The sequence below is a fragment of the Vibrio caribbeanicus ATCC BAA-2122 genome (genome assembly GCF_000165125.1).
GTDB classification, from domain to species: Bacteria; Pseudomonadota; Gammaproteobacteria; order Enterobacterales; family Vibrionaceae; genus Vibrio; species Vibrio caribbeanicus.
On the sequence record NZ_AEIU01000059.1, the window covers coordinates 49,056 to 62,450 of the forward strand.

Genomic DNA, 13,395 nt, shown 5'->3' on the forward strand with positions numbered 1-13,395 from the left:
AATGCATACAGATCACCAATGGATAAACAGTGCGATCGACAAAATTGAAGCCGATTTTCAGCGCAGTGCGGATACGCACCTCATCTACCTCGATTTACCGTCAATCGCTGGCGTCGATATCTACCTGAAAGATGAAAGTACTCACCCAACAGGCTCGCTAAAACACCGCTTAGCACGATCCTTGTTTCTGTATGCGATTTGTAATGGTTGGGTTGGCCCAAAAACCCCAATTATTGAGTCTTCATCTGGCAGTACCGCCGTCTCTGAAGCCTATTTTGCACGATTACTCGGCTTACCCTTTATCGCCGTAATCCCCAAAAGCACCGCGCAAAAAAAAATTGAGCAAATTGAGTTTTATGGTGGGAAAACTCACCTAGTGGAACGCTCTGACCAAATCTATGACGAGTCGAAACGCTTAGCTAATGAGCTTAATGGTCACTACATGGATCAATTTACCTATGCCGAGAGAGCGACAGACTGGCGTGGCAACAACAATATTGCCAATTCAATCTTTAGCCAAATGGAAAGAGAAGTTCACCCAATCCCCACATGGATAGTGATGAGCGCAGGCACAGGAGGAACGTCTGCTACGATTGGCCGATTTATTCGCTACCAAAAGCACAACACCAAATTGTGTGTAGTTGACCCTGAAAACTCGGTCTTTCATGAGTATTACAAAACCGGTAATGCCGACCTTATCGGAGAAAGCGGCAGTAAAATTGAAGGGATTGGACGCCCGCGTGTTGAACCAAGCTTTGTTCCCGGTGTTATCGATTCTATGGTGACCATACCAGACACCACTTCGGTGGCGACCGCACATTGGTTAGAGCATATTCTCGGGCGCAAGGTTGGCCCATCGACCGGTACTAACCTGTTTGGTGCACTGCAGCTTGCCGTTGAAATGAAAAAGCGTAACCAAACAGGATCGATCGTTACACTACTTTGTGACAGCGGCGAGCGCTACTTGGACTCCTACCATAACCTCGAGTGGGTGAAAGAGAATATTGGCGATCTTGACACCGATCTTAAAAAGCTCAGTCAGTTCGAAAAAACGGGCAAGTTGGATTAACGTCTTCACTCTGACAATGATTAATTTTCTCTACCAACTAGGCCCCTTTAACGGGGCCTTTTTATCTATGCAATAGTTAACCTTTTTGCTTGGCTTCAAAGGCGGCAAGCTGCTCAGGTGTAGCTTTAGGCTGGTGGTTTTGTTTCCACTCATCATAAGTCATGCCGTAGACTCGCTCACGGGCATCGTCCAAATTTAATTCAACGTTTTGCGCATCGGCTTCTGCTGCGTACCATTTACTAAAACAGTTGCGACAAAATCCAGCTAGTATCATCAGATCAATATTCTGTACATCTTTGTTGTCATCAAGGTGAGCTAATAGCCTGCGAAATACTGCAGCATCGAGTTTATCTTGCTGTTCCTGAGGTAAATCTTTGTACTTAAATTCAGCCATTCTTTTGATCTTTTGGTTATTAAATGTTGCGCGATTATACCAAGAGTTAGCGTTTGCCCCAATAAAAAAGCCCGAGCACAAGGCTCGGGCTTTCGAAGCAAAGTTGGACAATTGTTAGTTTTGGATGCCGACAATTAGCCAAGGTGCATTCGGCGTAGTTAAATCACGTTCTAAGTGCCAAATGTCAGTGATATCTTCTTCGATACCTTCAACCGTATCGCGGTAGCGGCCACTAAACTGCAGGCTAAGCTGCGCTTTGCTCGCATCGTAATCCGCACGAACAATCTCAGCATCGACGAACATAACATCAGTGTGCTGTTCACCGCTCAATTTGGCACGTTCTGTTTTGAGATCATCGAACAAACTTTGCGATACATACTCTTCTATCGTGTCTAATTGATTGTGGTTCCAAGCACCTTGTAGCAAACGGTAGTGCTCGCGTGAGCCATTAACGAAGGCGGCATTGTCAAACCCTGGTGGGTAATTATGCGGAACATCTGACTGAGCACTGAAACCAAAGCCACCTGTCTGGTTAGTGGTGGGCTGTTGCTGTTCCTTAAATTGGTTAACATTTGGCTGCTCAAATTTCGATGCTGAGCCACCAAAGGCAGGCTGTTGGCGATGCTGATTAAGACTACCCTGCTTAGCACCAAGCATTGCACGAACTAGCTTGAAGATGACGAAGGCGATAATACCCATGATCAGGATGTCCATAAACTGAACACCTTCAAATGCACCACCGAAGAAGGCAGCAAGTAGTCCACCAGCGAGTAAACCTCCAAGGAGGCCGCCCATCAGACCTTTCTTACTGGAGTTTTTGGCGGTTTGGTCTTTACCTATCGTGTTGGTATTTTGTTGCTGCTGCTTGGGAGCAGGTGCCGTTTTAAAGCTCTTACCGAACGATTTACCGCCACCAAATTTCTTGGCTTCTGCTACTGGCGTCACCGCCACAGAGACCATAATTAGGGCTACTAGGGAAAATAATCGTTTCATAGCATTCCTCGATAAATTTCAGTTCATTATATGAACCTATAATAGTTTACGTTATACTAACGTTTCCGAGATCATAATGAAACCGAAACCTAACCGTGACATGTATCAGAATATTGCAATTAGTTCTGAGTTATGTTGACGCTAGCCCCTTTAGCTCATTAAGATAATGAACATTGTTCGCATTTAACAAAATATTATGGCCAGAAGAAACGACCACACTCGCGAAGAACTTGTTGCACTTACGCTAGAAACGGTCAAAGAATTTTTGAAAGACAACTCTTATCACGAGTTGAGCTTGCGAAAGATTGCAACACTGATCGGCTATGTGCCAAGTACCCTAGTGAATGTATTTGGTAACTACAATCTCCTCCTCCTCCACGCTGTTGCACAAACCCTTGATGAATTAGCGCTCGAAGCTAAAAGTGTCATGAGTGAAAGTGCTGACAAATCCACCGCACTTTATGAGCTAGCATACTGTTACCATGACTTTGCACAAAAACACCCTTATCGCTGGCAACTGATCTTTGAACATAAAATGAACGGTGATGATCTGCCTGAATGGCAATCCGATCGTATCGATACCATGACGGGAATGCTGGAACATCTTTTACAAGCTCTCGCTCCAAAACGCCAACCAGCAGAAATCGTTCAAGCAAGTCGCGTTCTTTGGGCTGGCGTGCACGGAATAACGCTGCTCAGTGTCGACGATAAGTTTTTCGCGGCCGAGCCCATTGATGGTAAACAACTCATAGAAAATCTCTTATCCAACTATCTCAAAAATTGGTAATAAATGAACGTAGGAATACTGGGAACCATGGATGCGTACTGAGTCAACTTTTCTTTTGCGGCAGAAACGTTTTCTACCCTATTTCCTCACCCAGTTTTTTGGTGCATTCAACGACAACATATTTAAAAACGTCCTTTTATTGTTGGTTGCATTCTCGAGCGCGGGACAATTGCCGATTTCAAGCGATCTTTTTATCAACTTAGCGGCAGGGCTGTTTATTCTTCCTTTTTTTCTGTTCTCTGCATCGGCCGGTGTATTAGCAGATAAGTACGAAAAATCAGCCTACATTCGCAAAGTGAAACTGTTAGAGATTGTCATCATGACCATGGGGGCGATCGGCTTTGTCACTCAAAGCTATATCGCCCTTTTAATTTTGCTCTTTTTGATGGGCACTCAATCGGCATTTTTTGGACCGGTAAAGTTTGCCATTCTCCCCCAACAGCTAAAACCTAATGAGCTGGTGTCAGGAAACGCTTTGGTAGAAGCCGGCACCTTTCTTGCGATTCTGCTTGGTACTCTTGGGGCTGGGCTTATTACCGCACGAGAAAATGCCCAAGAACTGGCTGCATTTTGTGTGGTTATTTTTGCTTTACTAGGATACCTTGCTAGCCGCTTCATCCCTAACGCTGCGGCGAGTGCACCAGAACTTGAATTCAAGTGGCAACCTCTTCAGCAGACCAAAGCAACTCTGGCAATGGCAAGAGCAGATAAAAATATTTTTCGTTCTATGCTATCCATCAGCTGGTTCTGGTTTCTCGGCGCAGTTTATCTCACTCAGTTTCCAAATTTCACCAAGCTACACCTCAAAGGTGAAGAGACCGCCGTCGCTTTATTACTGGCGCTATTTTCCATCGGTATTGCGTTAGGATCGTTTTGCTGTGAGAGGCTATCGAAAGGACGTATTGAAGTCGGCATTGTTCCCATAGGTAGCTTGGGCCTAACCGTTTTCGGTCTACTTATGGCACTGGCCATTCCAGACAATTTACCTCATTTTAGCGGCTTTAGTGAGTTTGCCTTATACCAACCTTTATGGCCTATGTTTGCCTACGTAACATTGGCGGGCGCTTCAGGTGGTTTGTATATTGTCCCCCTCTACGCCTCGATGCAACAACGAGCGATCAAAAAGCAACGCTCACGAATTATTGCAGCCTTAAATATTTATAACGCACTCTTTATGGTCGGCAGCGCCATACTCGGGATCATCACTTTGACGGTGATTGGAATGAGTATTCCTGAGCTGTTCCTATTGCTGGCGATACTCAATTGCGTTATTGCGACTTATTTAATTGCGAGCGACCCTATTGTTGTTGTGCGCTTTCTTACTTGGGTATTGACTCATTCTATGTATCGGGTAACGCATAAAAATCTGCATCATTTGCCTGAAAAAGGTGGGGCGCTATTAGTGTGTAATCACGTTAGCTACATGGATGCGCTGCTGCTCAGTGCCATTTGCCCAAGGCTAATTCGATTTGTTATGGAAGAAGAATATGCCAACCTTCCGCCTTTACGCCGATTTCTAAAACGAGCAAGCGTTATTCCTATCTCCGCCAATAACCGCCGCTCAATAGTAAAAGCATTTAATGATGTCGAGCAAGCCTTGTCAGAAGGACACCTTGTCTGTATTTTTCCTGAAGGTCGTTTAACCTCTGATGGCGAAATCGCGCCCTTTATGCGAGGCATGGATATCATTCTAAAACGTAGTCCGGTCAAAGTAGTGCCTATTGCACTTAAAGGTATGTGGGGCAGCTATTTTAGCCGTCACAAAGGAGCGGCTTGTCAGGGTCTTCCCTCGCGCTTTTGGTCCAAAATTGAAATTGAAGTGGGCGAGCCTATCAGCCCTGAAAAAGTGACTTCTGAGGAAACCGCTAAAGCCGTGGCGCAATTACGTGGCTCATGGCGCTAACTACCTCTATATCTAACGAATTAGAAAACCCGATAAACAAACATTTATCGGGTTTTTGAGTGGTCGATTTTGTTAAAAAATCGCGTGTGCAACACCAACGATGATGGGTAACGTAACCAGAGTACGTAACAGGAAGATCATCACAAGCTCTAGGAAATTAATTGGCACCTTACTGCTTAAAATAACCGACCCTGTCTCCGACATAAAAATCAGTTGAGTCACAGAGAGTGCTGCAACAACAAACTTAGTGAGATCTGTATTCACGGACGATGCAGCAATGATCGAAGGTACATACATATCAGTAAAACCCACCAGCATTGTTTCTGCAGCCGCGGCGGCTTCTGGTACATGAAGCAGTTCAAGAAGCGGTACAAATGGCGCACCAAGTATTGAAAATAGCGGTGTCGCTTCAGCAACAACCAAACCAAGCGTTCCAATAGCCATCACGACGGGGAGGACACCCAAGACCATATCCAATGCATTGTGGACTCCTTCTTTGACCACCGAACCTAAGCTTTTCACTTGGTCTGCACGTTTAAGCGCAAGTTCCATTCCATAGCCTAATGATGATTTACCCACAGGGACAAGCTCATCATTTTTATCAGGGGCAGTCCCATCGATGTATAGATTTTTTTTGTAAGATAAGGGCGGTAAAAACTGAATCACTACAGCAGCGATAACACCCGAACCACAAATCGCAGCGTAGAATGGCACAAAGTAATTTGCCAAGCCTACCTGAGTTAATACCACCAAAGAGAAAGAAATACCGACAGGTGAAAACATGGTGGCGACAACAGCAGCTTCTCTCGCGGTGTATTTTTTATCTTCGTATTGTTTACTGGTTAATATCACACCGACAGTCCCATCACCCAACCACGAAGACATACAATCAATCGCTGCCCTGCCCGGTAATCTAAATACCGGTCGCATAAACGTGCTCAGTAGTGTGCCCAGTAATTCGAGCAGGCCAAAGTTAAGTAATAACGGTAGCAATAAACCAGCGAGAAAAAATGTCACTAACAGCGAGGGCAATAAATCGTTTAAAACCAAGCCTCCAGTATTCGCGTTCCAAATGATTTCTGGCCCGATTTTATGCATTGCTAATAAGGTAAAAAGTGCACCTAGAATGCGTATAACTAACCAAGATGGAGACAGAATAAAAAGTCTTGTGAGCAAATAAGATTCAGTAATAAAACGGGGTTTAACAAGACTGGCTATCAAAGATGCGAAAGCTGAAAAACAGATAATTCCTGTGACAGTAGGTAATATCGCTTCACCCAATAAAGCCTTCACACTTTTAGCTACGAGCGCTAATGGGAAGGTGAAATTACCATCGTAAGTTAGTGGTGCTAGGAAAAAAAATAAACCTAACAAAGAAGGGATCGCAAACATCAAAAGATTGCGCTTGGTACTATGGCTCTCTGGTATGAGAAGTGTATCACTCATCTGACTACTCCCTAGATGACTAAAACTTCATATTTTATGAATAAGTTTTCAATTTTTGTGATTATATATACTCCTAAAGCCAAAACAAGCAAAAATTGCCAGTTTGTCGTGATTTCAAATTTCCCTTGGTCGTTACGAGTACAAAAAGAGGAGTGAAATCGTTAATGACGAACATAAAAGGTAAATAATGTAAACTAAATGACAATGCGAATTGTTATCAATTACAATGCCGAAAAATAATTTCCGCTGGCTTTTTTATGTTTCTTAAGAGCAAAAGTGTTCAACACTGGGCACGATGCTTACATGTTTATATTTCGATGGCATTGCTTTTTGTTGTCCTATTTTTCTCGCTAACTGGTATTACCCTCAATCGCACTGAACTGTTCGAGCGCAGCGAGCCAATGCGGACACAGCAAACATTACAAGTTCCCGCTAAGTTATTGGCTAACAAGACTTCCCCTTATCAGCCAGACGCTGATGCTTTGTACCTTTTTTTAGAGCAACAGACCTCGCTACGAGGTACCCCCTCACCACTCGATATTTATACCGAAATAGAAGATGAAGCTCTGTTGGTTGGTGAGATCACTTTTGACTATAAAAGCCCCGGATACAACGCCACTGTCTTTATCGATATGGTGACACAACATGCCGAGATTGAGATCACTGATTACGGAGTGATCGCACTGTTGAATGATTTGCACAAAGGGCGCAATAGCGGTGAAGTTTGGAAGTGGTTTATCGATATCACCGCCTTACTAATGGTGTTTTTCGTTTTGACTGGTGTCTGTTTGCTATTACCGAAAAAGAAAACCTTGAGAACCGCTCTTAAATGGACAGCATTCGGTTCGCTACTTTGCCTTCTTATCTATTTCACTGCGGTACCCTAAGCCGCTATCGAGAGAGTTATTTATGTTAAAAAAATCCTGTTTCACTGCCAGTAAAGGCGTGGTTATGACGTCTGTATTTTTGGCGACTTTCTTCACTAGCAGCGCTTTTTCAGCGCTTTTACCTCAACAAGCAAAATTCGATTTTGTTTTTGAGTTACCCAAAATCGAAACCACCATGTACGCCAGACCCTATGTGGCGATCTGGATAGAAGACAGTCAACGAAAGCCGGTAAAAACGATTCAACTGTGGGTTGGTAAAGATGAGTGGTTAAAAGATTTAAGAAGTTGGTGGCGAAAAGTTGGACGCTATGACCGTGAGCTTGTCGATGCTGTCACATCCGCCACTCGCTCGGCAGGCCAGTACAGGTTCTCATGGGATGGCACTGATGATAGCAACCAGCGTTTGGAACAGGGAGAGTACACACTCTACATCGAAGCGGTTCGTGAACATGGTGGCCGTAATCAACTACGTCAAAAAATGACCCTCACCAACCAAGAGGCTCATTACCAACTCAAGCCCACCGAAGAGATTGGAAACGTCACTCTGCATTATCAAGTAAAGTAAATTTAAGGATTTAAGAAAGATGAACACCAAGTTAAAACGATTGGCACTATCGGGCGTAATGGCTATTGGCCTTGTATCATCGACAGCTGCTTTGGCTCATCCACGATGGGTCCTGCCTTCACATTTTACCGTATCAAAGGAAGGCGGCGACTGGTTAACATTTGACGTAACCGCTTCTCACGGTACGTTTGTTTTTGATAAGCCTGCTGGTAGCGATCGCGCTTTTGTCATCATGCCTGATGGCCGTTCCGAGCGCCCCAACTTCGTGGTTAAAGGAAAACGTCGTTCTATGTTTGACTTTTACTTCGGAGAGGAAGGTACTCATAAAGTCGCGATCAATAACGAACCAACGTATTACACCCAATACAAAGTGGGTCGCCGTGATACCGTCAAATGGCTAAAAGCCAATAAAGTTGAACGGGACGCGCTGCTCACCGAAGGATCACGCGATATCGTGACTCAACTTAGCTACACTCGCGCCGAAAGTTATATCACTGTTGGCAAGCCTACCGAAAAAGCCTTGGAGATTGAGGGGAAGTTACTTGAAATGAAGCCGCTCACTCACCCTTCTGACATTGTTGAAGGTGAGCCTGTGATATTCCAATTCTTTTACAACGGTACACCACAAAAAGACGTAACTGCGGAGATCACACGAGAAGGCACCCTTTATCGTAATCATCAACAACAAATCGATGTCACAAGTGATAAAGATGGCAAAATAAGCTTTACGCCAGATGTTGCTGGACGCTACTTGATGAAGGCCAACTACAAAGGCGAACTCAACAATCATTTACTGGCAGATAAGGCCAGTGTCAATGTTCACCTGACTTTTGAAGCGCAACTCAATTAACGCCTTCATATTCACTTTACCGAATCACATTAGATAAGGTTCGAAAATTCGAACCTTAGGACTTTTATCATGCATAAACTATTTTTGCTCAAAAGTATTGCTATTCTTTTGGTCTTTTCTCCGCAGAGCTATGCCCACTTCCCACTGATGAATTGCTATTACGAGGAGGCGAACGTCACCTGTCAGGCCGGCTACTCTGATGGTAGTAGTGCCATTGATTATGTCGTTAAAATGTATGACTACGAAGACAATTTGATCGCGAAAGCGACCACAGATAAAGCGTCTAAAGCAACCTTCAGCCATCCTAATCAAGACTTTTACTTAATCTTTGATGCTGGCCATGAAAGCCCCGTTGAGGTTGATATTGTCGAGATCAAGAAACGATGAAGCAGCAGGTTAAGCCCAATACGGGAGCCAGAGAAAGCTTATGGATCTGCCTAACCGTAGTCGTGATCTTACTTTTTGCCACTCTAGCCCTGCCTCACCACCAAGTAATTGAGACTACTCAAGCGCTTGGAATACATCAACGCTCGGTGAAAGAGTTGCAACAGCAAGACCTATCTTTGGTCCATGATCTCAAGATCGCTCATGAGGAAATCCGAGCAATTTATTCCGAAATAGAGGCGTGGCCCGATATAGAAACGCTTAAACAAGAATGGATCTTTCCTTTTGTTGAAGATAAAAGTTGGCAATACCGCGGAGCGCACACTTGGACATTCATCGGTAATGCCCTTTATTTGGGTACATCAAGCGACCAAAACGGCGCAGCCTCTATGCTATTGGACACTCAATATGATCAGCCCGTGATCTGGCTTAGCCATCAAAAAGATAATCATCAAGTGTTGAATGAAGCTCTGGTCCGTTTTTCTGCACAACACGATAAGGTCATCGATGTTCTCAAACAATATGGCTGGCAAGAAGTCATTTTTAATCATCCAAGCTCTCATCATGGCCACTAGAGCAACCTTTGAAAAATCGGCTGGAAAATTCATGCTAAACACAACTTCAACTCGACGCTACTTACTCTATTTTGCCCTTGTCATGCTGACCCAAGCCAACCAAGCATTAGCGAAAAAGCTCACCGTCGGCATCACACTACAACCTTATTACAGCTATGTAAAAGTGGTTGTCGGTGACAAAGCCGACATCATTCCATTAGTTGACGCGGGATTTAATCCGCATAACTATCTGCCACAACCCAATGACATGAAACGGCTCAATCAAATGGACGTTATTGTCGTAAATGGCATCGGTCACGATGATTTTGCATTAAAAGTAATTCAAGCCTCTCAACGCAAGGATTTAGTGGTGATTGAGGCCAACAAAGATGTTCCACTCTTACCCGCTATGGGTCAGTCAGTGGGTCAAGGCGCTGTAAATCCTCATACCTTCATTGGACTTTCAACAACGATTCAAAAGGTTTACACCATTGCTAATGAACTCAGTAAAATCGACCCCAATAATAGCCAGTTCTACCGTAACAATGCACGAAAATATGCCAAACAATTTCGCTTGTTAAAACGCGATGCTATGCACTCGATTCATGCATTGGATACCGCTGGAATGAAAGTCGCCACGACACACAATGCTTACGGCTATTTATTGCAAGAGTTTGGAGTAGATGTTGCTGCTGTTATTGAGCCTGCTCATGGTGTTGAGCCAAGTGCGAGTCAGCTTCAAGAGACCATTAAGAAAATTCAACAATCTGATATTGATGTGTTGTTTTATGAACTTGATATGCCGAATCGATTTGTCGACACCATTGAAAAGGCGACCGGTGTCAGACTCTATCGTTTTTCTCATATGACTCATGGCGACTACCGAACTAATAAGGTGACGGTAGAAATGACAGAAAATGTTCAGACGCTCATCGAAGCGATGAAGTTTGTCGCCTCAGATCGTGGGAGAAAAACCTCATGATAGGTCCACAGGTTAACTTGACTGACGTCGGCTTACGATACGAAAACAATTCAATCCTTGAACAAATTAATGTCACACTTGGTGCAGGACAGTGTCACGTAATTATGGGGCCCAATGGTGGCGGAAAAACCTCTCTAATGCGTTCAATCCTTGGCCTGACACATTTTACAGGCCACATTGAGATTGATTGGCCAAATCAGTTAGATACCCTTGGTTACGTACCACAAAAAGCCACTTTTGAACCCAGCCTTCCTCTCACGGTGATGGATTTCGTGCTCCTCAATCAGACTCGCTTGCCCTTGTTTTGGCGACGTAAAACTAAACAAACTATGCGAGCACAAGAGCAACTCGATAAGGTTGGCATGGCAAACCGATGTGATCGGCGTATGGGGCAACTTTCAGGGGGTGAACAACAAAGAGTTTTGTTTGCCCAGGCCCTACTCGATAATCCATCACTGTTAGTTCTTGATGAGCCAACCACCGGAATGGACGAACAAGGTGTTCGCTACCTTGAGAGCCTAATTAAAGAGTGTGTCCAAGAAGGAAAAACCGTGTTGGTTGTTCACCATGATGTTGCTGCAGTTCGGCGCTTAGATGCTCAAGTACACCTTGTTAATCGTTACCTCATTGAGTCTGGGCATCATAGCCAAGTGTTACATGCCGATAAAATAGAAACTCTTTTTCAACACTTTACTGCCAAAACGCAAGAAAATAAGGAGACCATAAGATGATGGAATGGTTACGGCAACTTGCCTTGGACGCAGTAGAGGCTGGTATTTTAAGCGACAGTTTTAGCTACGCCTTTATGGTTAATGCTATTGTCTCCGCTCTTTTACTTGGTCCACTTTTGGGGGGATTAGGTACCTTAGTCATCGCAAAACGTTTGGCTTTTTTCTCTGAGGCGGTAGGACACGCTGCTCTAACAGGGATTGCCATTGGGGTGTTGCTTGGTGAGCCTCATGAGAACCCCATCATTGGCCTGTTCAGTTTTTGTATGATTTTTGCTCTACTACTGCACTATGTACGCAACCGAACCAGCGTCCCCTATGACACTCTAGTCGGTGTATTTTTAGCATTGGCTTTAGCGGTTGGCGCTGCGCTGTTGATGTACGTTGCAAGGAAGGTTAACATTCATTTACTCGAAAATATCCTTTTTGGCTCGATTCTAACCGTCACAGATCAAGACATTACCATTTTGGCCATTAGCTGTACGCTGATCTTATTGCTGCTAATTCCAACTTTTAACCGTATTCTGCTCACTTGTATTAGCCCTGATATCGCAAGAGTACGAGGCCACAACACACATTTCTACGACTACTTATTTATTATCATGATAACTGTGGTTACTATTGCAGCGGTTAAGATCATTGGTGCGGTTCTCGTCGGTGCATTACTTCTTATACCAGGAGCAACTGCGCGTTTACTGACAAAAAGAATGGGAAACTTCGTTCTCCTCTCGTCAGCACTCGCCACTGTGGCTTGTCTCATCGGCACAATTTTACCCATGGAGCTTGATCTCCCTGTACCCTCTGGAGCCTCGATTATCATTATCTCGGCATTATTTTTCTTAGCCGCAACAGGCTTTCAAATCATTAAAAAGGCATCCTCATGACCAAACACAGGATGAAAAAGCAATGGCTTGCTGTTATTGCTAGCATCATCTTCTTTTCTAACCTGACTCAGGCGAAAGACATTATCACCAGTTTACCCGTGACCTACATGTTGGCGACTCAGTTGACAAAAGGCTCGGAGATTCAAACCGATTACTTACCCCCGAATCGTTATGGTATTGAACGTATAGAAAACTGGTATGCAAGCAAAGGTACGCAGCATGCGAAAGCCGCAGCAAAGAATGCAACGGTTGCCATTACGTTAGGTGCCATTTGGCCACAAGACCCCACTTATATTTACGCCCGTCAAGGTAATATTCATGTCATCGAAGTCGATGCTTCTCAAGCGATATCACCTCATGCCCAAAGTGTTGCTGCACTGACACTCAATGATGGAAGCATATCGAAATATGTTTGGTTGAATCCAACCAATCTTATTCGCATGATTGGGATCACCAGTGAAGATTTACAACGTATCTTTCCGTCTGATGCCCATATTATTCGTAACAACCAGCAGCGCCTATTATTGAATATTCGCGATCTTATTGACCAACAACAAAATGAGATATTTAAGCGCAATATTGATTCCGTTGTTCTCTTTAGTCAGTCGCTTGAAGATTTTGCCTCAGGGATGCAATTATTTGTTTCCGGTCGTCAATTTAAACCTGAGTTTGAGTGGAGCAAAGAGGACAAAGCACGTTTAAAAACACTATTTTCTCAAGATAAAACCCTTTGGGTTATGACGACTCGAAAGCCAAGCAAACAATTACTTACTTTAATTCCTGAAGACAGAATTTTGGTCGTCGACCCTATTGACCGTTGGGGTAGTGAAGGAATAGATCACGACAACCCATTGAAAAGATGGACTTTTAAATAATATCTTGTTCTTTTTATGACTGACTTGATAAGCATAAGCCCGTATAAACCGGGCTTTTATTTACAGTTGTGAATGTAAATAATGTAAATGATAT

15 protein-coding genes are annotated in these 13,395 nt (G+C 43.9%); 12 read left to right on the top strand and 3 right to left on the bottom strand.

From position 1 onward, the window contains the following. Position 1: 1 nt before the first annotated feature. Positions 2-1,069: a PLP-dependent cysteine synthase family protein gene (locus RH40_RS05935; RefSeq protein ID WP_009600508.1), complete on the top strand. Its 1,068-nt coding sequence runs from the start codon at positions 2-4 to the stop codon at positions 1,067-1,069. Positions 1,070-1,145: 76 nt separating this feature from the next. Here the strand turns inward: RH40_RS05935 and RH40_RS05940 are convergent, their stop codons facing one another. Together RH40_RS05940 and RH40_RS05945 are read right to left on the bottom strand one after the other, a co-directional pair. Next, complete coding sequence (locus tag RH40_RS05940) at positions 1,146-1,463, bottom strand: DUF1244 domain-containing protein (RefSeq protein WP_009600509.1); 318 nt, start codon at positions 1,461-1,463, stop codon at positions 1,146-1,148. Positions 1,464-1,577: 114 nt separating this feature from the next. Then, the gene (locus RH40_RS05945; protein WP_039954327.1) at positions 1,578-2,456 is read right to left on the bottom strand and encodes a Tim44 domain-containing protein; all 879 of its coding nucleotides are present in this window, start codon (positions 2,454-2,456) and stop codon (positions 1,578-1,580) included. 196 nt (positions 2,457-2,652) lie between these two features. On the opposite strand from RH40_RS05945, the gene RH40_RS05950 reads away from it, so the two are divergent. Then, positions 2,653-3,243, top strand: coding sequence for a TetR/AcrR family transcriptional regulator (locus RH40_RS05950; protein ID WP_009600511.1), 591 nt, complete (start codon positions 2,653-2,655; stop codon positions 3,241-3,243). 31 nt (positions 3,244-3,274) lie between these two features. After that, positions 3,275-5,146 carry an MFS transporter gene (locus RH40_RS05955; RefSeq protein WP_009600512.1) on the top strand — a complete coding sequence of 624 codons (1,872 nt, stop codon included), beginning with the start codon at positions 3,275-3,277 and terminating at the stop codon, positions 5,144-5,146. Positions 5,147-5,218: 72 nt separating this feature from the next. Here the strand turns inward: RH40_RS05955 and RH40_RS05960 are convergent, their stop codons facing one another. Then, positions 5,219-6,592 carry a YjiH family protein gene (locus RH40_RS05960; protein ID WP_009600513.1) on the bottom strand — a complete coding sequence of 458 codons (1,374 nt, stop codon included), beginning with the start codon at positions 6,590-6,592 and terminating at the stop codon, positions 5,219-5,221. A 257-nt stretch (positions 6,593-6,849) separates the two neighbouring features. On the opposite strand from RH40_RS05960, the gene RH40_RS05965 reads away from it, so the two are divergent. The 9 genes from RH40_RS05965 (at position 6,850) to RH40_RS06005 (ending at position 13,301) form a co-directional block, all read left to right on the top strand. Then, positions 6,850-7,479 carry a PepSY-associated TM helix domain-containing protein gene (locus RH40_RS05965; protein WP_039954329.1) on the top strand — a complete coding sequence of 210 codons (630 nt, stop codon included), beginning with the start codon at positions 6,850-6,852 and terminating at the stop codon, positions 7,477-7,479. A gap of 64 nt (positions 7,480-7,543) precedes the next feature. Further along, positions 7,544-8,044: a DUF2271 domain-containing protein gene (locus RH40_RS05970; protein WP_139056863.1), complete on the top strand. Its 501-nt coding sequence runs from the start codon at positions 7,544-7,546 to the stop codon at positions 8,042-8,044. Positions 8,045-8,063: 19 nt separating this feature from the next. Beyond that, entirely contained in the window at positions 8,064-8,894 is an 831-nt protein-coding gene (locus RH40_RS05975; RefSeq protein WP_009600516.1) for a DUF4198 domain-containing protein, read from the top strand. A 69-nt stretch (positions 8,895-8,963) separates the two neighbouring features. Further along, entirely contained in the window at positions 8,964-9,281 is a 318-nt protein-coding gene (locus tag RH40_RS05980) for a hypothetical protein (protein WP_009600517.1), read from the top strand. Beyond that, positions 9,278-9,853: a DUF6162 family protein gene (locus tag RH40_RS05985; protein ID WP_009600518.1), complete on the top strand. Its 576-nt coding sequence runs from the start codon at positions 9,278-9,280 to the stop codon at positions 9,851-9,853. Before RH40_RS05980 ends, RH40_RS05985 begins: the two co-directional genes overlap by 4 nt. Before the next feature lie 82 nt (positions 9,854-9,935). Continuing rightward, on the top strand, positions 9,936-10,814 hold the full coding sequence (locus RH40_RS05990; RefSeq protein WP_139056864.1) for a metal ABC transporter solute-binding protein, Zn/Mn family: 879 nt from the start codon (positions 9,936-9,938) through the stop codon (positions 10,812-10,814). Continuing rightward, positions 10,811-11,545, top strand: coding sequence for a metal ABC transporter ATP-binding protein (locus RH40_RS05995; RefSeq protein ID WP_009600520.1), 735 nt, complete (start codon positions 10,811-10,813; stop codon positions 11,543-11,545). Before RH40_RS05990 ends, RH40_RS05995 begins: the two co-directional genes overlap by 4 nt. Continuing rightward, on the top strand, positions 11,545-12,426 hold the full coding sequence (locus RH40_RS06000; protein ID WP_039954365.1) for a metal ABC transporter permease: 882 nt from the start codon (positions 11,545-11,547) through the stop codon (positions 12,424-12,426). The genes RH40_RS05995 and RH40_RS06000 overlap by 1 nt, the downstream gene beginning before the upstream one ends. Beyond that, positions 12,423-13,301, top strand: coding sequence for a metal ABC transporter solute-binding protein, Zn/Mn family (locus tag RH40_RS06005; RefSeq protein ID WP_009600522.1), 879 nt, complete (start codon positions 12,423-12,425; stop codon positions 13,299-13,301). Before RH40_RS06000 ends, RH40_RS06005 begins: the two co-directional genes overlap by 4 nt. The last annotated feature ends 94 nt before the right edge of the window (positions 13,302-13,395 follow it).